General features: G+C 52.5%; 18 protein-coding genes. 4 read left to right on the plus strand and 14 right to left on the minus strand.

Features of this window, described 5'->3' with window-relative positions; translation table 11 throughout:
* Positions 1-29: 29 nt before the first annotated feature.
* From pyrF to gdhA, 4 genes are all read right to left on the minus strand, one after another.
* Complete coding sequence (pyrF, locus tag GURA_RS14235; RefSeq protein ID WP_011939645.1) at positions 30-755, minus strand: orotidine-5'-phosphate decarboxylase; 726 nt, start codon at positions 753-755, stop codon at positions 30-32.
* A gap of 124 nt (positions 756-879) precedes the next feature.
* Complete coding sequence (locus GURA_RS14240; protein ID WP_041245471.1) at positions 880-2,595, minus strand: proline--tRNA ligase; 1,716 nt, start codon at positions 2,593-2,595, stop codon at positions 880-882.
* A gap of 53 nt (positions 2,596-2,648) precedes the next feature.
* Entirely contained in the window at positions 2,649-3,707 is a 1,059-nt protein-coding gene (gene ispG / locus GURA_RS14245) for a flavodoxin-dependent (E)-4-hydroxy-3-methylbut-2-enyl-diphosphate synthase (protein WP_011939647.1), read from the minus strand.
* Between the two features lie 287 nt (positions 3,708-3,994).
* Positions 3,995-5,344 (minus strand): NADP-specific glutamate dehydrogenase, encoded by a 1,350-nt coding sequence (gdhA, locus tag GURA_RS14250; RefSeq protein WP_011939648.1) that lies wholly within the window; start codon positions 5,342-5,344, stop codon positions 3,995-3,997.
* A 312-nt stretch (positions 5,345-5,656) separates the two neighbouring features.
* Between gdhA and rlmD the strand changes: the two genes are divergently transcribed.
* Positions 5,657-7,069: a 23S rRNA (uracil(1939)-C(5))-methyltransferase RlmD gene (rlmD, locus tag GURA_RS14255; RefSeq protein WP_011939649.1), complete on the plus strand. Its 1,413-nt coding sequence runs from the start codon at positions 5,657-5,659 to the stop codon at positions 7,067-7,069.
* 20 nt (positions 7,070-7,089) lie between these two features.
* On the opposite strand, the gene GURA_RS14260 is transcribed toward rlmD, so the two are convergent.
* A complete protein-coding gene (locus GURA_RS14260; protein ID WP_011939650.1) occupies positions 7,090-7,764 on the minus strand; it encodes an outer membrane protein assembly factor BamD in 675 nt (224 codons plus the stop codon).
* Positions 7,761-9,107, minus strand: a complete 1,347-nt coding sequence (locus tag GURA_RS14265) for an HD domain-containing phosphohydrolase (protein ID WP_011939651.1) — start codon at positions 9,105-9,107, stop codon at positions 7,761-7,763. The genes GURA_RS14260 and GURA_RS14265 overlap by 4 nt, the downstream gene beginning before the upstream one ends.
* Positions 9,108-9,494: 387 nt before the next feature.
* Here GURA_RS14265 and GURA_RS14270 point away from each other — a divergent pair, with 387 nt between their 5' ends.
* A complete protein-coding gene (locus GURA_RS14270) occupies positions 9,495-10,877 on the plus strand; it encodes an IS4-like element ISGur1 family transposase (RefSeq protein WP_011937768.1) in 1,383 nt (460 codons plus the stop codon).
* A gap of 230 nt (positions 10,878-11,107) precedes the next feature.
* On the opposite strand, the gene GURA_RS14275 is transcribed toward GURA_RS14270, so the two are convergent.
* From GURA_RS14275 to GURA_RS14285, 3 genes are all read right to left on the minus strand, one after another.
* Entirely contained in the window at positions 11,108-11,974 is an 867-nt protein-coding gene (locus tag GURA_RS14275; RefSeq protein ID WP_011939652.1) for an NAD(P)-dependent oxidoreductase, read from the minus strand.
* 112 nt (positions 11,975-12,086) lie between these two features.
* Entirely contained in the window at positions 12,087-12,743 is a 657-nt protein-coding gene (locus tag GURA_RS14280) for an endonuclease III domain-containing protein (protein ID WP_011939653.1), read from the minus strand.
* Positions 12,740-12,970, minus strand: coding sequence for a hypothetical protein (locus GURA_RS14285; protein ID WP_011939654.1), 231 nt, complete (start codon positions 12,968-12,970; stop codon positions 12,740-12,742). The genes GURA_RS14280 and GURA_RS14285 overlap by 4 nt, the downstream gene beginning before the upstream one ends.
* Before the next feature lie 219 nt (positions 12,971-13,189).
* On the opposite strand from GURA_RS14285, the gene GURA_RS14290 reads away from it, so the two are divergent.
* On the plus strand, positions 13,190-14,056 hold the full coding sequence (locus GURA_RS14290) for a PHP domain-containing protein (RefSeq protein ID WP_011939655.1): 867 nt from the start codon (positions 13,190-13,192) through the stop codon (positions 14,054-14,056).
* Between the two features lie 69 nt (positions 14,057-14,125).
* Here GURA_RS14290 and GURA_RS14295 read toward each other — a convergent pair whose 3' ends face one another.
* On the minus strand, positions 14,126-14,947 hold the full coding sequence (locus tag GURA_RS14295) for a cytidylate kinase family protein (protein ID WP_011939656.1): 822 nt from the start codon (positions 14,945-14,947) through the stop codon (positions 14,126-14,128).
* A gap of 117 nt (positions 14,948-15,064) precedes the next feature.
* Between GURA_RS14295 and GURA_RS14300 the strand changes: the two genes are divergently transcribed.
* The gene (locus GURA_RS14300) at positions 15,065-15,661 is read left to right on the plus strand and encodes a methyltransferase family protein (protein ID WP_011939657.1); all 597 of its coding nucleotides are present in this window, start codon (positions 15,065-15,067) and stop codon (positions 15,659-15,661) included.
* Between the two features lie 80 nt (positions 15,662-15,741).
* Here the strand turns inward: GURA_RS14300 and GURA_RS14305 are convergent, their stop codons facing one another.
* The 4 genes from GURA_RS14305 to GURA_RS14320 all read right to left on the minus strand — a co-directional run bounded on the left by GURA_RS14305 (position 15,742) and on the right by GURA_RS14320 (position 19,467).
* On the minus strand, positions 15,742-16,425 hold the full coding sequence (locus tag GURA_RS14305) for an MgtC/SapB family protein (RefSeq protein WP_011939658.1): 684 nt from the start codon (positions 16,423-16,425) through the stop codon (positions 15,742-15,744).
* Between the two features lie 91 nt (positions 16,426-16,516).
* Positions 16,517-17,434 carry a GTP-binding protein gene (locus GURA_RS14310; protein ID WP_011939659.1) on the minus strand — a complete coding sequence of 306 codons (918 nt, stop codon included), beginning with the start codon at positions 17,432-17,434 and terminating at the stop codon, positions 16,517-16,519.
* 15 nt (positions 17,435-17,449) lie between these two features.
* Complete coding sequence (locus tag GURA_RS14315) at positions 17,450-18,352, minus strand: hypothetical protein (protein WP_157046215.1); 903 nt, start codon at positions 18,350-18,352, stop codon at positions 17,450-17,452.
* A gap of 5 nt (positions 18,353-18,357) precedes the next feature.
* Positions 18,358-19,467, minus strand: a complete 1,110-nt coding sequence (locus GURA_RS14320) for an SPOR domain-containing protein (protein WP_011939661.1) — start codon at positions 19,465-19,467, stop codon at positions 18,358-18,360.
* Positions 19,468-19,565: the final 98 nt, after the last annotated feature.

Genomic DNA, 19,565 nt, shown 5'->3' on the forward strand with positions numbered 1-19,565 from the left:
GCCCAGCGGCTCCACGACAAATTCCCCTGTCAGCCTTCCACCGCCATGATCTCGTCTATAATAGCCTCGGCAGCCTCCACCGGCTTTGGCGCCGCGGCAATGGGACGGCCGATCACCAGATAATCGGCCCCGGTTCTGACTGCTTCGGCCGGCGTCATGATCCGTTTCTGGTCATCGCTTGAGGCGAATGCAGGGCGAACACCCGGAGTAACGATGAGGAAATCCTTGCCGCACGCTTTGCGAATGAGGGGAACCTCCTGCGGTGAGGCCACAACTCCGTCAATGCCCGCCTTCCTGGCCAACAGCGCCAATTTAACGACCATCTCGGGAACAGGAATATTTATACCCACATCCTGCAACGTCTGTTCGTTCGATGAAGTCAGGATAGTGACCGCCAACACTTTGCCGCGCTCTCCCCCCTTAAACTCTTTGTCCAGGGTCTCAACGGTTTTGGCCATCATTTCATAACCGCCGAGTGCATGAAGGTTGAAGAGCTTCACCCCCATCCGGGCTGCCTCAAGGGAAGCCATGGCCACCGTATTGGGAATGTCGTGGTATTTCAGATCGAGGAAAACTTCGCCGCCGCATTTCTGGATCATCCTCACTGCCGCAGGACCGCAAGAGGTAAAGAGCTGCTTACCCACCTTGAACATCCCCACGTGGGGAGCCAGCATATCGGCCCATTGCTCCACGTCGCTGAACTCATGCACATCAAGGGCAAATATTACCTTTGCCCGTGCTTCATCTCTGGTCATAACAATCCTCTAAAAGGCGGGAACTGGGAACTGGGAACTGGGAACTGGGAACTAGTGGATTAGAGTTTATACCGATCCCCGATCCCAAGTCCCTAATCCCCGATCCCCGATCCCCGATCACGATTTACTGTTTTAATGCTTCACCAACCGCTGCCTTAACCTTCTCCACAGCATCGGCAATGGACAACAACTCAACATCGCCGGTTTTGCGGTTCTTCAGTTCAACCTTGCCGTCTGCCAGGTTCTTGCTCCCCACCACGATGCGAAGGGGAATGCCGATAAGATCGGCATCCTTGAATTTGAAGCCGGGGCGCTCGTCCCGGTCGTCCAAGAGCACTTCGACCCCGGCAGCGGCGAGTTGCGCATAGATCGCCTCGGAACTATCCCTGACCGGCTCTTCCTTCATGTTCAGGGCGGATATGATGCAGTGAAACGGGGCAATGGGGAGCGGGAAGATGATGCCGTTATCGTCATGATTCTGCTCGATGCAGGCGGCGACGGTGCGGCCGATGCCGATGCCGTAACACCCCATGAAGATGATCTGCTCCTTGCCGTCAGCATCCAGGTAGGTTGCCTTCATCGCCTTGGAATACTTGGTGCCGAGCTTGAAAACATGGCCGACCTCGATGCCGCGCCACATTTCCAGCGTGCCGCTGTCGCAGCGCGGGCAAGGGTCGCCGAGGACGACATTGCGAATGTCGGCGAACGAGCTTACCGTAAAATCCCGCTCAAGATTGACGTTCTTCAGGTGCAGGTCCTTGGCGTTTGCGCCGGTAACAAAGTTCTTCATTCCCTGCACTGCCAGGTCGGCAATGATCTTGACGCCAAGACCGACCGGCCCGGCAAAGCCCGTCGGAGCGCCGGTCACCTTCATCACCACATCGTCTCCGGCCATCTCGAGCAGATCGCAGCCGAGCAGATTTTTCAGCTTGATTTCATTCAGCTCGTGGTCGCCCCGCAGCAGGGCCACTACCGGCTCATTATCCGCCAGCAGCACCAGGGTCTTCACCAGTGACGATGCGTGGACATCGAGGAAACCCGCGACCTCTTCGATACTCTTTTTGTCCGGCGTCGCAACCTTTTCCAGCGTACGCGGTTCGGCATGGTCCGCAGCCCCCGACTGCCTGGCCTCGGCCTTTTCCACGTTGGCCGCATAATCGCAGGCGGTGCAGGAAACTATGGCGTCCTCGCCCGACTCGGCAAGGACCATGAATTCGTGGGAATAGGAGCCGCCGATGCTGCCGGTATCCGCCTCCACCGCACGGAACCGGAGGCCGCAGCGCTCGAATATGCGGCGGTAGGCCTGGTACATCTTATCGTAGGAGATATCCGCTGCCTTTTCATTCACGTCGAAAGAATAGGCGTCTTTCATGATGAATTCCCGGCCGCGCATGAGGCCGAAGCGGGGGCGGATCTCATCACGAAACTTCCCCTGGATCTGGTAGAGGTTTATCGGCAACTGGCGGTAGCTCTTCACCTCGCGGCGCACAAGGTCCGTGATGACCTCTTCATGGGTCGGTCCCATGCAAAATTCGGTATCCTTGCGATCCTTGAAGCGGAGCAGTTCCTTGCCGTACTGCTCCCAACGACCGGACTCCTGCCAGAGTTCGGCAGGCTGCACGGTCGGCATCAGCAACTCGATGGCGCCGGCACGGTTCATCTCCTCGCGGACGATGTTCTCCACCTTGCGGATGGAGCGAAGCCCGAGCGGCAGATAGTTATAAACGCCCGCCGCCAGCTTGCGAATCATCCCCGCCCGCAGCATCAGCTGGTGCGATATAACCTCCGCATCGGAGGGGGTTTCCTTGACTGTTGGTATAAAATATTGAGAATAACGCATGATCGATTCCTTTTTTCGTATTAAAACAGGGGCGCATACCATGCGCCCCTACCTCATTCACCCTTCACTGCCTCTAAAACCTCAGCCACCAGGGCGTCGGCCAGTTCATTCTCCGGCACCTTGCGGACGATCTCACCATGACGGAAGAGTAACCCCTCCCCCTTGCCGCCGGCAATTCCCACATCAGCCTCGCGGGCCTCGCCGGGGCCGTTGACCACGCACCCCATTACCGCCACGGTGAGCGGTTTGTCGATGCCCCTCAATCTCTTTTCCACCTCTTCGGCCACATGAATGAGGTTGATCTGACAGCGGCCACAGGTAGGGCAGGAAACGAAGTTGATCCCACGCTGCCTTATCCCGAGCGCCTTCAATATCTCGAAACCGACCCGCACCTCATCCACCGGATCGCCGGTCAGGGAGACGCGCATGGTGTCGCCGATCCCGTCTGCCAGGAGGATGCCGAGTCCCACCGAAGACTTGATGGTCCCTGAAAAGATCGTCCCGGCCTCGGTAATGCCGATATGGAGGGGATAATCAACCGCGTCGGAAAGAAGCCGGTAAGCCGACACCGTCTTCATCACGTCGGAAGCCTTGAGCGATATTTTAATCTGGTCGTAGCCAAGCTCCTCAAGGATGCGCACATGACCCAGCGCAGATTCCACCATCGCCTCGGCCGTGGGATGGCCGTACTTCTGCAAGAGCTCCTTCTCCAGAGAGCCGGCATTGACACCGATGCGGATCGGCACCCGCCGTTCGGCAGCAGCCTGTACCACCTCGGCCACCTTCCAACGCTCGCCGATGTTGCCCGGGTTGAGCCTGAGACCGTCGATGCCCCCTGACAGCACCTTGAGTGCCAGCTTATAGTCGAAATGGATATCGGCAATAACCGGCATCGGGCTTTGCGCCTTGATCTTGCCGAGCGCTTCGGCCGCATCCATATCCAGTACAGCGCAACGGACCAACTCGCAGCCCGCTTCGGCAAGTCTCCCGATCTGCGCCAGGGTTGCGGACACGTCACGGGTATCGGTGCTGCACATGGATTGCACGGAGCAGGGCGCCCCGCCGCCTATCTTTACATTACCTATCTGGATCTGTCTGGTTGCTTTTTTCATAACGGCGCATCTTAGCGGAAATATGCAGGAAAAGTCAAGGAAGGTTTGGCCTGAGAATTCAAACAAACAAGCCCGGCATAACCGGGCCTGTTTATCCTATAAAAAGCATTTTAACCACGAATTTTCACGAATGTGCACGAATATACATGCTCTTGTGCTAGAAGACACTCAACAGACCGATGACTACTCAAAGACTTAACAAGAAGTTAAAAACATTCGTGTTTATTCGTGTCATTCGTGGCTAACTGCCGTTTTTGGGTTAGTTGTTTAGTTACAAAGAATGCCGATTAAATAAGACCGTGCGCAACCATAGCCTTGGCAACTTTTATGAAACCGGCGATATTGGCTCCGTTCACGTAGTTGCCCGGCGTGCCGTATTCTTCGGCTGTTTCGTAGCAGAGGTTGTGAATGTTTTTCATGATCTCCGCCAGACGCTTCTCGGTGTACTCGAAGGTCCACGCATCGCGACAGGCATTTTGCTGCATCTCCAGTGCCGAGGTGGCAACACCGCCGGCATTGGCAGCCTTGCCCGGACCGTAGGAGATCTTCGCATCGAGAAATACCTTGACCCCCTCCGGGGTCGTCGGCATGTTCGCACCTTCGCCAACGGCAATGCAGCCGTTTTTGACAAGCCTTGCGGCATCATTGCCGTTAATTTCGTTCTGGGTTGCTGATGGCATGGCAACCTGACAGGGGATATCCCAAATGTTGCCGCCTGCAACATATTTGGCATGCTTGTGCGCATCCGGATAAGCGCTGATGCGACGGCGCTCAACCTCTTTCAGTTGCTTGACAAGTTGGAGATCGATCCCCTGCTCATCATAGATATAGCCGTTGGAATCGGAGCAGGCCACCACCTTGCCACCCAACTGGTTGATCTTCTCGATGGTGTAGATTGCCACGTTGCCTGAACCGGAAACTACACAGGTTTTCCCATCGAAAGAATCCTTACGCACCTTCAGCATCTCGTCGACAAAGAACGTCGCACCGTAGCCGGTCGCCTCCGTACGTACCAGCGACCCGCCCCAATCAAGCCCCTTGCCGGTCAGAACGCCCGGTTCATAGCGATTGGTGATCCGCTTGTACTGTCCGAACATGTAGCCGATTTCCCTGCCGCCCACACCGATATCGCCGGCAGGCACATCGGTATGCTCTCCCAGATGCCGATACAGTTCCGTCATGAAGCTTTGACAGAAACGCATGATCTCATTGTCGGACTTGCCTTTAGGGTCGAAGTCCGAGCCCCCCTTGCCGCCGCCGATGGGAAGACCGGTCAGTGAGTTTTTGAAAATCTGCTCAAAACCGAGGAATTTGATGATCCCCAGGTAAACCGAGGGATGAAAACGCAAACCGCCTTTAAAAGGACCCAGCGAGCTGTTGAATTCCACACGGAAGCCGCGGTTGATATGTACCGCGCCGTTGTCATCCTGCCAGGGCACCCGGAAGATAATCTGCCGTTCCGGCTCGCATATCCGCTGGATGATCTTTCTTTCGCAGAACTCGGGGTGCTTGACCAGCACCGGTCCAAGTGATTCCAGCACCTCACGGACCGCTTGGTGAAACTCGCCTTCTCCGGGATTACGCTTGAGTACTTCCTGAAAAATCGGTTCTACTTTTTCATCAATCTGTGGTGACATATTACCTCCTCGGTTTGAATTAAATACTCATGAGCAGCCCCATAAGCCAGAGGGCAACACATGTTGGCCCTTCAAAAACCGATTAAATAATATGCACATAGTGCACCATAAATAGGCACATATCACTATATTTGTGATCATATTTTAATTCAGCTTAAATATTAAGCACTTAACGTGCACATATTTTCAGCTTTTGCGTATTATTTAGTCACGGTCTTGATTTTTTGATTACTTTTTCTACACTACCCATTACAATTACTACTCAGAATTCCAGCATTGACAGAAGATGTTTTTTCCTATTTATTATCAATCATGAAAAATAAATCCGAAAAACCGAAAACGTTAAAATCCGAAAGCGACAAGCTGAAAATCGGCCAGTTGCTCGATCTCACCATCAACTCTCTCAATGAAGACGGATTCGGCGCTGCCTCCTACGAAGGAACCCCGATTCTGGTCGCCGGGTCGCTTCCGGGAGAAATCATTCGGGCAAAAGTAACCTACGTCGGCCGCCGGGAAACGTTTGCCAGGATGATCAAACTCGTGCAACGCTCTCCTGACCGTTTGCCAACCGCCCCCTGCGCTAAAGGATTATCGTGCGACGGCTGTCCACTCATCCAGATGAATTATCCCGCTCAACTGACCTGGAAAAAACAGCTGGTTGGAAAATTTGTCCGACGCTACAAAACGCTGGAGAAAGCGGTACTGCATGATGTCATCGAATCGCCGCAGCAACTTAATTATCGCAATTCGGCAAAGTTGGTGATAACGGGCAAATTTGCCGAACCCATCATCGGCATCTATCGCAGGAATTCCCACGATGTGCTCGATATCGGCGACTGCCCCCTCCATCACCCGCTGATCAACAAGATCATTACGGCTGTCAAGGCTGGCATAAAAAAGGGGAAGGTTCCCATTTACAACCCCAAAAGCGAAATGGGGCTGTTGCGATACCTGGTGATCCGTGTTTCCGAAACCGCAAATCGAGCGATGGTCGTATTCGTAACCTCAGAGCGCAGCTACAACGAAATCCATCACCTGGCAAAACATCTCCAGGCCGCAGTACCCGAAGTTACCGTCATTGATCAGAACATCAACGGTTCATCGGGCAATGTCATATTCGGCCAGAAAGACCACTTTGTCACAAAGGAGCATGTCCTGCCGGCCGCAATTGGCGGGACGCGGTTCCACATCTCTCCCCGCTCATTTTTCCAGGTGAACAGCGGCGCTGCGCGAATCATTTATGAAAAGGTGCGTGAATGGGGGGCTTTGACCGGCAAGGAACGGGTACTGGACCTCTACTGCGGCATCGGCGGCATATCCCTCTTCCTTGCAGGAAAGGCACGGGAGGTGCTGGGAATCGAAGTGGTGGAAGCAGCAGTGGCCGACGCGGAGATGAACGCCCAGTTGAACAACATCCGCAACTGTCGCTTTAAAGCAGGGGATGTGGCGAGACTTCTGGGAGAATTGCGTGAGGAAGGCGAAAAAGTCGATCTTGTCATTTTGAACCCGCCGCGCAAGGGGTGTGACGAACAGGTGCTGCGTGAAACCGCTGCAATCGGTCCGCAAAAGATCATCTATGTATCCTGTTCCCCGCAGACCCTGAGCCACGATCTCGATATCCTCGCCGCCCTCGGTTACCGGACTACGGAGATCCAGCCGGTGGACATGTTTCCCCAGACGCCGCACGTGGAGGATGTGGCTTTGCTGGTGAAAATGAAGTCGTAAACCTGGAATTGCGAGACAACCTATCGCGTCAGAGGTCTGCTCTCGGCTTTATCCAAAGACCTTGGTTGGTTGCCCCCCTTGCTGACAACGGTATCCAGATTCTGAAGCGAACGCATTTGAATCGTCGCAGTTTCAATTGCCTTTCGCGCCTCCTTGTGACCGGCATTAAAAGCGATAATTCCCTTCCACGTCCTGATGGCGCTTTCCAGGTTTCCATGGCGGTATTCCCGAAGCCCTTGATCCATCAACCTGTTCGAACAGGTTTCCATGCACGTTTTTGCTTTTTTTGGGTTCCACCGTATCTTTCTCCGTAGCGAAGGCTCAGCAGGATATGCATCAAGCACCCACTTGAAAGCATGTCCGGCAACCGCATAATCACCACGGTTGAGAGCTACCTCCCCTGCATCAAGCAGCCCGTTGACTGCAAGGATATACTCCTTTTCCATCCCGGCAACAGGGCGGTTTAACTGATTTCTATCGCCCATGAGCTCAATGGCGCGCCTGTAATTTCTTTTTTCCAGAAGAGATGCAACCTTTTTTCGCAGTGGGGATGCCTGTTGGTAATTATTTCTCGAAGGGGGTGTTTGCTGAAGTTTTTCATCTGCGGAATCCACGAGGACTTTATCCTGGCTGGAACACGAAACCATCCCCGTGAGTGCCAGCAGGAGGATAATCGGCCCGCACGTCCCTCTCATACCGGCACCTCAAGAACCAGGTGCGGCAATGCGTTATCCCATCTTCCCAGAGATGCGACAAAAAGATCGGCAAGGTGGGGATCGAACTGTGAACCTCGATGCCGGCTAATTTCCCGGATTGCCGTTTCTGCAGGAAGACCCTTACGGTAAGGCCGAGATGTGGTCATGGCATCGTAGGCATCGGCAATGGAGATGATCGAAGCAAAGAGCGGGATATGCTCTCCGCTTAGTCCCTCGGGGTATCCCTGACCGTTGTACCATTCGTGATGGTAAAGGACAGCTGGAATGAATCTGTGCAGTGCCCGGGAGTGACTGAGGATGTCTGCTCCGTCCCGGGAGTGCTGCTTGACTAATTGAAACTCACACTCATCCAACGGTCCGGCCTTCTTCAGAATATGATCGGGTATGCGGATTTTTCCCAGATCATGCACCAGGGCAGCCACTTCGAGATCACGCAGTTCTTCTATGCCGAGCCCCATTTCCTCGCCGAGCATGAGTGACAGGGCTGCAACCCGGGTCGAATGTTGCAGGGTATAATCGTCTCGTGCATCGATGGAAGTCGCCAGAATTTTTACCGTAGCCATATATGATTCCTCCAGTCCACGTGCATACTCTTCAAGTTTTTCCTGCTGGCACAGAATAACCTGCGCCATGTCGTTGAAGTTACTGGTAAGTTCACCAAGTTCGTCACGCTGATTAACCCTGATCGCCCCATGATAACTACCGGATTTCAAACGTGAAACTCCCTCGGTCAGCTGCTTGATCGGCGTAGTGAAGAAGCGGGCAATGAAAAAGGCTCCCACCACCGCCAGGAACAAAATCACTGCGGAAGCGGACGCCACTTTACGTCGCGCATCAAGTTGGGCTCTGGTCAGAGCCGCAGCGTCGATACCAAGGTAAAAATGGCCGATTTCATTGCCTGCGAACTTGATGGGGGTGCTGAATTCGTAGGAAACTCTCCCATCCCTGTTTACCCTGGAAACCAGGGAACCATCGGCGTCACTGTGGAGCACTACTCCTACCTGAGGTGCATATCTTGTCCCGCTTTTCACCAGTTCGCTATGCGCCGTGACCATACCGTTGCGGCCAACAACAGCCACATGGATGATGTCAACCTGGCGCTCTTTGATTTTGGCGACCAGATTGTCAACGGAAAGACGGTCGCGGGCAAGTATGCTGTAGCCGGCGGCATTGGCGGCCCATCTCGACAAGGACAAGCCGCGCTTGACAAGTTCTCCCAGTAGAAAAGTATCCATGATGCTCATGACGATAACCGATGATACGAGGATAACGATGGTCACGAGCAGAAAGGTTATGAGAGACAGCTTGAGCCTGATCCCCACGAACAGAAAGTGTCCCTCCTTATCCAGCTAAATCAAGCTCTAACCCCGATGAACGGGATAAGTCCCTTCACGAAAAATTCTTCGCAAAAAACATGCAAATAATTTTTCTAAGGGACTAACAAAAAAGCCTACCGGCGAAAAGGTAGGCTTCATTCCTTCTGCCACTTGGACAGCCCTCTAACCAGATTCACCGGATAGCAGCTTTGCTCCGCACGGTTACCCATGCGTTTTCCTTTCAGCGACATGAAACGTTTTTAGTTAATTAACTCAACTTTCGCAGCTGGTAAATATATGTAACATATTGTAATTATTAATAGTATAGCGTCGCAATCTGGGTTAAAATGGCTTTGTTCCCCAACAAATCCACTAGCACAGAGAGACGACGCTATGCAGCAGATTGTAGCAGGATTTGCATCCGTAGAAAACCGGATTCATTCGTTCTTTCACAATCAGAACCTCGGCCAGTTACTTCGGCAAAGCAATGTCAGGAAGGAAAAGGGCGTTAGCCTCGACACCTTGTTCCAGCTTTTGCTTTCCCTTGCCTTTACCGGAAAAAATCTGTTCCGTCTCCTGGAGAGTCCAGATTCACCGGATGGTATCGGTAAAGACACTGCGTATCGGCTGTTGAACTCGGTCAATGCCAACTGGCGCCGTTTTCTGTTGCTGCTCAGCACGCGGGTCATTGTCCAAAGGCTTCTCCCGCTGACCGATGAGACGACCACCAAGGTGCTGATCGCTGACGACACTCTGTATCGTCGCGACCGCAGCAAGCGGGTCGAACTGCTGGCACGGGTGCATGACCACAACACCGGTCGTTACGTGCGTGGCTTCAGGATGCTCACCCTGGGGTGGTCCGATGGGAACAGCTTTGTACCCATGATGCTGTCGATGCTCAGCTCTGCCAAGGATAAGAACCGCCTTGCCCCAATGCGTGAGGGCATCGATAAGCGCACCAACGGATATCAGCGCCGCCGGGAGAGCATGAGGAAATCCACCGACGTACTGGTGGACATGGTTGCCTTGGCAATGAAGGCAGGAACCACTGCCCGGCACCTGCTCTTTGACAGCTGGTTTGCTTTCCCCGCCACCATCAGGCGGATCCGCGCCCTGGGGATGCATACCATCTGCATGCTCAAGGATACGGGTAAGGTCACCTACGAGGTGCAGGGGTGGCCGTTCACCCTGAAAGAACTATTCAAAGAGGTCCGCAAGCGACCCGGTCGAGCCAAAGTGTTGGCAGAGGTGCTGGTGACCATAGGTCAAGACATTCACGGTAAACCGGTGGCAGCAAAGATCGTGTTCGTCCGCGACCGCAGTTCGAAGAAATGGCTGGCGCTCCTTTCCACCGATACGACCTTGACCGCCGAGGAGATCATCACGCTCTACGGCCGTCGCTGGGACATCGAGGTGTTCTTCAAAATGGCCAAGTCGTTTCTGAATCTGGCAAAGGAGTTCCAGAGTCGTTCCTTCGATGCTCTGGTCGCCCACGCCACACTGGTCTGCTGCCGCTACATTCTGCTTGAGCTGGTGAAACGGGAAAATGCTGATCCTCGAACTCTTGGCAGCCTGTTTCACGCTCTATGCGATGAAATAAGACGAATTGGCTTCACAGAAGCAATGGCACTGTTGCTCACATTTCTGGAAGAATCACTCAACAGCATTATTGGATTGTGCAAAGAGCAGGTGCAACAACTGATACAACGCTTTATAGAAACACTACCAAGAGCTTTCAGGGAGCGAATGCTACTTTTGGCCCCGGTATGCAGCTAAACCATATATCTGTCAACTAGTTACGGCCAATCTCGCTAGTGCGAAAGTTGAGTTAATTAATTTATCAAATTTATAGCAGCTTTAACACAACTTGTCCATTAATTTGTGTTAACTGTTGAGTGGTTTAACATTTTTTCTAACCTTCTGCAATGCGATAAATCCTACAAAAATAGGGCGTCCCTTGTAAGGAACGCCCTATTTTCATGCAACGATTGAAACGCAACTGATGACTACTTGCGGAGCACCTTCACCACTGCCGAGTAATCCTCTTCGCCGCGGCCGTCCTTGACCGCCTGCTCATACAACTTGCACGCCACCTCCACACCGGGAAGGTCCAGATTGACCTTTTTCGCGGCATCCATCACCAGCAGCAGTTGCTCGTGAACATACTTGAGGGCCAGATTGCGGGAGAAATCCCCCCTGGCGATACTGCGCCCCTTGGAATGGAAAAGCGGTGAAGCGACACCGCCGGAATCGAGAACCTCGAGTATCTTATCTGCGTTAAAACCAAGTTTTTCACCGAAAACGATTCCTTCAGCCAGGGACTGCATCAGTTCAGCCTGAACCAGATTGACGATGAACTTCATTTTGGTTGCGTCGCCGATTTTGCCGATATGGATGATATTGAGGCCGAAATATGAGAAAGCCTCCCGGCAACGCCCAAGCAGGGAAGGATCTCCGCCGGCAAGAATCGTCACGAGGCCGTTGGCGGCATGCTCTTTTGTTCCCCATACCGGCGCTTCCAGAAACATTACCCGGCGCTTGATCGCCTCGTCAGCCAGTTTTAAAGTCGTTTCCAGCGAATGGGTTCCCATATCCACCAGGATGGTACCGGGATCAAGCCCTTCCAGAACACCGTCCTTACCGAAAACGAAGGTTTCAAGCCCATGGCTTTCAGGAAGGATGACAATAACCATATCCTTCCCTTTGGCAGCCTCGCTGGGTGTTGCGGCCGCTTTGGCACCAAGCTTTACCAGGTCGTTTAACGGTTCCGCATCGTCGTCATAAACTGTTAGATCATAATCTGACTTGGTCAGATTGGCAGCCATGTGTCTGCCGACAGTACCCAAACCTATAAAACCGATCTTTCTCAACATAACTGGCCTCCCGCAACTAAAATAAATGCATCATGTCATGAATTATAAGTGTACAACCTCTCTTGCACAGAAACAACTTTATAATGATAAAAAATCCGCTCCAGACCGGTAATCAGCGTGATTTTTTTACTCCGACCCGGTCGCACATTTTAGCGAGCGGACAAGTCGAGCAGAGTGGTGAAACGGGTAAGCACTGGTTCTGGCCGAATGTCACAAGCAGATCGTTAATAACGAGCCAATAGTCACGGGGCAGTTTGCCGCGCAGGGCAAATTCCGTCTGCTCGGGAGTCTTTGTCTGCACGTACCCCCAGCGATTGCAGATACGATGCACATGGGTATCGACGCAGATGCCGGGCTTGCCGTAACCGAGGGTGACCACAAGATTGGCGGTCTTTCTCCCCACCCCTTTGAAGGTCAGCAGCTCATCGATTTCATCCGGAACCCTCCCCGCGTATTTCTCCTGGATAAGCCTGCTTATATCCTTAATCTGCGCAGCCTTGACGCGATAGAATCCGACCGGGTATATGGCCTTTTCGATGGTTTCAGTCGGCAGTGTGCCAAGGTCGGACGGGGTGCCGGCCAGGGCGAAAAGACGCTCGGAGGCCGCAGCCGTGGTCTTATCCTGGGTACGCAAAGAGAGGATGCAGGATACCAATACCTTGAAGGGGTCCCCCTCCCGTTGAGAAACGATGGTCACGGCCGGTGTGCGCCATTTTTTTACCGCTTCTGCCAGAATCGCCATGGCATCGCGGATTTCACCATCTTTCACGCCATGCCTCTGTTCCTGAATATCCGCATTAAGAGCACTCCGAGAATCGACAACGAAAGGCCGACGCAGAGAAAAAGGTAACCGATGCTCCGTCCCTCACCCCAACCCCAGAGATCGCGGCCACGCATGAATGCTATCAGGCCGAGGCCGCCAAAGGCGGCAATCCCTCCGAAGATATAGGTCCCGAACGCCACAACCGCCAGCGCAATCCCCTGCTTCTTTGCCATGCATTGCTCCTTTATTGGTTAACCATGCCCGGCCGGCAATTTCACTACCCTGCTTGCCCGGCAATTTGGCTGATATTCTACTTGATGCCCTACGCCAAGGCAACAGCAAACTCTCGCCTGACCAGGCAAATTAATGCCATATATACTGTTGCCTTTAGCGGGCGAACGGTTTATACCTTTGGATAAAGAATTCAATTTTTCAGAAAGCAGGTCAACGTTATGAAGCAATTTGTGGATCTCCACATGCACTCTTCCTACTCCGACGGTATTCACAAGCCGGAAATACTGGTGGCAATGGCCGCAGAAAAAAATCTGAAGGCAATTGCCCTGGCAGACCATGATGCTGTCGAAGGAATTGATGAGGCGCTGGAAGCTGGTGAACGCCTCGGGGTTGAGGTTATTCCGGCAGTCGAATTATCAGTGGAATTCAAAAAGCACCATGACGTACACCTGTTGGGATATTACATCGACTATAATGATGCGGTTTTTCTGGAGAAATTGGCTGATTTTCGTGAAAGCCGCGATCACCGCGGTCAGGCCATTATTGCAAACATCAACGCCAAGCTGGAACGGGAAAAGAAAGGAAGCATGTCCTATGAGGAGGCTGACGCCCTTGCCGAAGGTGCATTCGGTCGCCCGCATATCGCTCGTGTTCTGGTAGATAAGGGGTTTGCCCACGACTTGCAGGATGCTTTCGAGCGCTACCTGGTGCCGTGCAATGTGCCGAAACGCTATTTCCCCATGGAGGAGGCACTGGCTGAAATAAGGCGGTTACGCGGCATTTCCGTGCTTGCCCACCCTACGAGCATCACTGAAGACAGGAACACGTTGAAAGCCATCATTAAAGAGCTGGCTGCAATGGGGCTTGAAGGCATTGAAGTCTACAACAATATGTGCAATGACGACGACATGAGTTTCCTTGAACGGCAGGCGATCGATCACGGGTTGGTTATGACCGGCGGTTCCGATTTTCACGGCATTGAAGCCGGCATAGAGATGGGCGTTGGCCGAGGCCACTTGGCGGTTCCTTATAGCTCGGCAGAGGCGCTGAAACGGCTACACGAAGAAAAAAGGTCAGGAGCATGACCTCACATCGGTGAGGACACAAAAAAAAGGCCCTGACGGGCCTTTTTCATTTAAAGAGCGCTGTGCTGCCTACTCTTTGTGAGGTTTATAGTTGACCACCTGGAGATCATCCTCAACAAGGCTGACGCCCTTTACCTTGGCGGCAATTTTTACGGCTTGTTCCCGCTCTTGCTCGGTGTGCACATGGCCACTCAGGCATATCTCTCCATCCAGTGACTCAATTTTAAAGTGGAGGCTCTCGATCTTCCCTGACTTGAGAAGTTCGGCCTCTACCCGCTTGCGAAGAATGATATCATCCAGCAGCGCCGTCGCTTCAGCCTCGGCATCCTTAAGCTTCTGGTCTTTTGCCGCCGCAACAATGCTGTCCACCATGGCGCTTTTGGATAAATGGGAGGTGTTGAAAACCAGATCATACTCCAACGGGTTCTGCCAGTCCTTGTCAAAATAGAAATGAATGAAGCCGCCGCGCTGGTGGTCGCTCTTACGGATGAGCTCACGGGCAAGGTCCGGATCGATCCACTCCCGCTCGGCAAAATTTTCGACCCGTTCGTCGAACGGGGCTATAAAACGGACGCGCAGGACATTACGCATACCCTCAAGGAGATACTGCGCCCCCCTGCCGTACAGAATAACATTTCCTTTTCTGGCGCAATCCAGAAGTATCAACTCCATGGTGCTCAGATTTGCGGCCTGCAGCCGGTCTTCTGCGGTTATATAAGCGGGGGGTTTCTCATCGACCCTTTCCAGGATTTCGCCGCTCAGGCCGTAATTGTGCGCCAGCTCGGCAATTTTAGGGCCGTCAATCAGGGTATATTTAAGTTTTTTGGCCAGTTCCCTGGCCATGGCATAGGCGCCGGTGCCCATCTGTCTTGATATGGTAATGATCGCCATACACTTCCCCTCCCGTCATGCAAAAGTGGCCAATATTATCATGTAACCTTTTTGTATACAAGGATATAGTATATAATCCATTGAATCATTCCTTTCCTGCTGGAAAAAGGAGCCCTCTTGCACGACAACAGTTACGTTTTTGCCTGCCGATTTATCGCATTTGCAATTTGCCATTCCATTCTGGCAACCCCTGCGGTGCAGTACCGCTTCAAATGCCTTTTCGGCAGCGGGTGGCGGGGTTACCGTCTTGGTTATAACCTTTTATCTATTATCATGTTCGGTTGGGTAATGGCCGCATACCGCAGTTCACGCATCATCTTCCTTGTTCCGGGCTTCTGGGGTCCATTATGCTATCTTGTGCAGGTTGCACTCCTTTTACTCCTCTTCCGTTGCGCAGCACAAGTCGGCATCGGCGACTTTCTCGGCTTCAACCAACTCAGGGGCAGGATGACCAGGCATGTACTGGTTAAAAGCGGCTGTTACGCCAGGGTAAGGCATCCCCAGTATTCGTTGGCCATTGTCTTTTTATTGTTGAATCCGGTTATAAGCGTCAATGGGATCGTCTTGACACTGCTTTCAGCGTCATACTTTATATTCGGTGCGGTAATTGAAGAAAAGAGGCTTGCTTTAGAGTTCGGTGAAGAATATCGACGTTATCGGGATGAAGTACCGATGTTCATACCGAGTTTTTACAGAAGATGCATAAAACGATAAGGAAAAAAAGATTGCTGCTTTAAGCTGAGCTATCGAATCGACAGACCGGTAATTAGCCTGAAAGCCGCTATTCCCACCGATCATTCCAACCTCACCTTCTTAACACCTTCAACGAGCGCTATGCGGTCGACCACTTTGCAGGCCATGTCGCGGGTGGTAAACCTGACGTCGTACTCGATAGCCAACAGCTTCTGTTCAATGTCTTTTTCAAACCTGGCATCGGCTATATGCAGTTGGCAGCCGGCCATCAGTTCTTCAATTTCCGGCATCAGCCCTTCGCGGTCGCTGCTCCAGATCTTGACCGAAACATAGATGTCCTTGGCAAGTCTGTTCTCGACTTTTTTCAGCAGCAATAGACTGAGCAAGGCAATCCCGGTTACGATCACGGCAATGCCGAACAGGCCGATACCGCATGCAATGCCGATGGCAGCCGCCACCCAGAGACAGGCTGCCGTGGTAAGGCCGCGAATGGAGGCCTTCTCCCTGATGATAGCACCCGCGCCGAGGAAACCGATCCCCGTTACCACCTGAGCTGCAACCCTCCCTGGATCAACCCCTACCGGTATATTACCGCTGAAATCACCGTAAACCTTGTAAAACGCTATTGAAGTTATTACAAAAAGGGATGAGCCGAGTGAAACCAGCAGGTGGGTCCTGAATCCGGCCGGTCTGCCGTGCACCTCTCTCTCCAGGCCGATTATCCCTCCAAGCAGAGATGCAAGAAGGAGCCGAACCACCATTTCCATATCAACTGAAAAAACCATTAAGCCTCATCTTCCTGGCATGGACAACAAATTCAGCACTATTACATCGAACCAGACACTATGGCTGTACTTGCGCGAATTGGGGTTTACCTCAATCAAGACTGATCGTCAGATTCAAGGCAATCGTTTTCTCCCTGCCGGCATACTTGATAGTAATGGGGAGGCGCAGTCTGCCAGGCGCCACCATTTCAACGTCCCCGTTAAACGACACGTCGGGCTCCTCGCCATGGATTGAGGGTGCGGTAACGATTGAAGCTTCCGGTTCTGCGGCAATTTCCTCCTCAGCCAAGGAGACAGTCGTAACCTCGTCCTCATCGGCAAAAGATTTTCCTGCCTGCTCGACCTGAACCTGCGCCGCGGCCGAACCCGCCGCAACCTGTTCACTGACGCCCTGAAGTTTTTCAACGCCTTCTTCCAGGTCCAGCCCGGTTTCACGCAACTTTTTCAGCACTATTCTAACCAGTGCAAGCAGCGCATTGAGCACACCGTCGCCCCTGCTCGCCGTTGCCGGGAAATTGGGCAAATTGCCGGGATTCAACATACGCTGCAAATCTTCATGAGGAACCGCGTCAACACGGTCACGCTTGTTGTACTCGAAAACAACGGGAATATCCGCCGGATTTAGACCATATACACCCAGGTATTCAGCAAGATTTTCCAGGCTTTCCCGGTTAGCCGTCATCCTGTCCGGCGCAGAATCAGCGACAAACACCACGCCATCAGCCCCCTTCAGCACCATTTTCCATGGAGAAGAGCTTTTGGTTTCACCCTTGATGGTATAGATATGGAAACGGACACTATAACCGTTTACCTTCCCGTCACCAGGAGGGGTGAAATCAAAAAAGAGCATCTTATCGTTCTGAATGTTCATCGACTTGAGCTTGCCACGAAATTCCGGTTTTAACTTGCTGTAGATATGGTTAAGATTTGTGGTCTTGCCGGAAAGTCCCGGGCCGAAAAAGACCAGCTTTGCATTGATTTCCCGTTTGATCTTGTTCACCAAAGCCATTGGTGTCCCCCTTAGTTACTTCTTGCTTTTATTCATGAGAATTCTTCGTGACTGGGTAGATATCACCGAAGATACATTCTTGCTCTTGGCCAAAAACGCCAGGTCCTTCTCTGTTAAAGACGCCATAAATCGGAGGGCGACCGGGAGCGGCGTCTTGTGGTTCTCCACCAGGGCCTTGCGGATCTGATAGTTTTTCACCCACTCCTTGTTCGCGCATATGACGCGCATGATTTCGTCGTTCTGTACGTTGGACTTGGAAATGGTGAGTATCTCCCCTTCGGTAATCCTTGGATTTTTCACCACAGACCCGGAAACCAGCTTGTTTGAGTCTTTCAGCAGTATGGAGCGCCACTCCTTGTCACCGGTAAGCGCCATTTTTATTTTGTCGGCAACCCCCAGTTGCTGCGACAACTGATACTTGGACTTGAACGCCTCTTCTTCCTCTGCAACTTCCGCATCTTCGGCAGTTTCTGCCTGTTTATCATCTTCATTTGCGGCATCGAGATCAAATTTATCCTGGCTTGCACTCTCAGCCATGGCGTCAAAACAGAGTATCCCCTTTTCAGCCAGGAATCGGCGCGTACCATCGTCACAGTTCGGGTGCAGAGCAACCTTCTCCGCAACAGCCTGCCGAGGAAAATGGAGCCGGGCAATCACGTCGAGAAGCCGCGAATTGATGTCGGGAAGGTCGACAATCGTCATAAGCAATGGTTCCGACAGCTCTCGCAAGCTCTTCAGTGCTGCAACTTTAATATCTGCGTCCTGGTCATGGCTTAGATAAAAGAGGAGCGCCATCAAATCATTAGGGGCAAGTGAAACCTCGGCGCGGGCCGCTCTCAATTTGTCCGTTTTCGGCGTATCACTCCTGACATAGGGAGCTGCCGCCGCAGATATTTTCAGAGTAACTTTCTTGGGCACACCTATCACTTCTTTTTCCCGGCATTGATTACCGTGGCGGAAATACCGGCTTTTTTCAGCCTTGCAACCGCTTTCCGGGCCTCGTCTTTGCCGGCGAAACTGCCGGCTGTCAGGACTGTAACCGGCACTCCGACTTCCGCTTTCTTCATGATCAGCTTTACGCCCTTGTCGAATAGCCGGTCCTGCTCGATGGCTGCTTTGCCTTCACTGTAATAGGACCCTGCATAAATCACGAATTTGTCACCCTCTTTCAAGAGGAATGCGTCAGGCGCAATTTTCTGCAATTTCTTAAGATCGGCAACGGCTGACTCATGGTCGCTAAATTCAGCATAATAGAGCCTGTGCATCGGTTCAGTCTTGTGAATCTTTTGCCGCTCAACCGGCGTAACCGCAAGCTTTTTCAGTTTTGCCTCTGCAGCACGCATATTTTTTTCAAGAACGTACGCGCCGATTTTCAGCGTATAAGCGCCTGCTACTTGTTTCTCAGCAGGCTTTGTTATCTGTTTTGCGGCAGCAGCGGCAACAGGAGCCGGCTTTTTCCCTGACGGCTTGGCCGCGGCAGCTGCTTTCTCTTCGGTTTTAGCCTGCACCTTGGGTTTCATTGCTGGAGCCGGCTTTGCCGCCGCTTTTCTGTCGGCCGGCGCCTCCGCTTTTGCAGTTTTTACCGGTTCGGCTTTGGCTGGAGCTTTGGCTGGAGCTTTGGCTGGAGCTTTGGCTGGAGCTGGAGCTTTGGCTGGAGCTGGAGCTGGGGTTGGGGCTGCGACTGGTGCAGGTTTCGGTTTCTGCGCCGGTGCAGGTTTCGCTTGGCCGGGTTCGCCGGCAGAAGGTTTCCCATCCTTGTCAGCAACCTGCTTCTTTTCTTCCGGCTTTGCCGTCGGCTCCCCGTTTCCAGCCGGTTGTTCCTTGCGCGGAGGCATCGGCTTTTTCACCTGAGCCGTCTGCACCGCTTGCTCTTTAGCCACTTCACGAGGTTTTATCAAGCCGGTAAAGAAATAAAGATAGCCAAATACTGCTACCAGCACGAGCAAGACAAGGAGAAGGGCCTGTCGTGAATTCCCCTTCTCACCTCGGCCTGGAAGATTTTCCTCGGAATCCGGTAAAAACTGCTTGGACATGTAACAATTCCTCCTTTTACATCCTAACCCTGATAAACAGTATAAGTGCGTTAACGAAGCTATTTTCTGTAAGTATGTTCACAAAATCATTTCTGCAT

The organism is Geotalea uraniireducens Rf4 (assembly GCF_000016745.1).
GTDB classification, from domain to species: Bacteria; Desulfobacterota; Desulfuromonadia; order Geobacterales; family Geobacteraceae; genus Geotalea; species Geotalea uraniireducens.

What these genes read in the sequence shown, in the direction of transcription:
- rlmD (WP_011939649.1), top strand. Translation starts at nt 5,657, where the DNA reads ATGAAAAATAAATCCGAAAAACCGAAAACGTTAAAATCCGAAAGCGAC.
- pyrF (WP_011939645.1), bottom strand. Translation starts at nt 755, where the DNA reads ATGACCAGAGATGAAGCACGGGCAAAGGTAATATTTGCCCTTGATGTG.
- GURA_RS14270 (WP_011937768.1), top strand. Translation starts at nt 9,495, where the DNA reads ATGCAGCAGATTGTAGCAGGATTTGCATCCGTAGAAAACCGGATTCAT.
- GURA_RS14320 (WP_011939661.1), bottom strand. Translation starts at nt 19,467, where the DNA reads ATGTCCAAGCAGTTTTTACCGGATTCCGAGGAAAATCTTCCAGGCCGA.
- ispG (WP_011939647.1), bottom strand. Translation starts at nt 3,707, where the DNA reads ATGAAAAAAGCAACCAGACAGATCCAGATAGGTAATGTAAAGATAGGC.
- GURA_RS14260 (WP_011939650.1), bottom strand. Translation starts at nt 7,764, where the DNA reads ATGAGAGGGACGTGCGGGCCGATTATCCTCCTGCTGGCACTCACGGGG.
- GURA_RS14295 (WP_011939656.1), bottom strand. Translation starts at nt 14,947, where the DNA reads ATGGCGATCATTACCATATCAAGACAGATGGGCACCGGCGCCTATGCC.
- GURA_RS14285 (WP_011939654.1), bottom strand. Translation starts at nt 12,970, where the DNA reads ATGGCAAAGAAGCAGGGGATTGCGCTGGCGGTTGTGGCGTTCGGGACC.
- GURA_RS14310 (WP_011939659.1), bottom strand. Translation starts at nt 17,434, where the DNA reads ATGGCTTTGGTGAACAAGATCAAACGGGAAATCAATGCAAAGCTGGTC.
- gdhA (WP_011939648.1), bottom strand. Translation starts at nt 5,344, where the DNA reads ATGTCACCACAGATTGATGAAAAAGTAGAACCGATTTTTCAGGAAGTA.
- GURA_RS14275 (WP_011939652.1), bottom strand. Translation starts at nt 11,974, where the DNA reads ATGTTGAGAAAGATCGGTTTTATAGGTTTGGGTACTGTCGGCAGACAC.
- GURA_RS14240 (WP_041245471.1), bottom strand. Translation starts at nt 2,595, where the DNA reads ATGCGTTATTCTCAATATTTTATACCAACAGTCAAGGAAACCCCCTCC.
- GURA_RS14290 (WP_011939655.1), top strand. Translation starts at nt 13,190, where the DNA reads ATGAAGCAATTTGTGGATCTCCACATGCACTCTTCCTACTCCGACGGT.
- GURA_RS14305 (WP_011939658.1), bottom strand. Translation starts at nt 16,425, where the DNA reads ATGGTTTTTTCAGTTGATATGGAAATGGTGGTTCGGCTCCTTCTTGCA.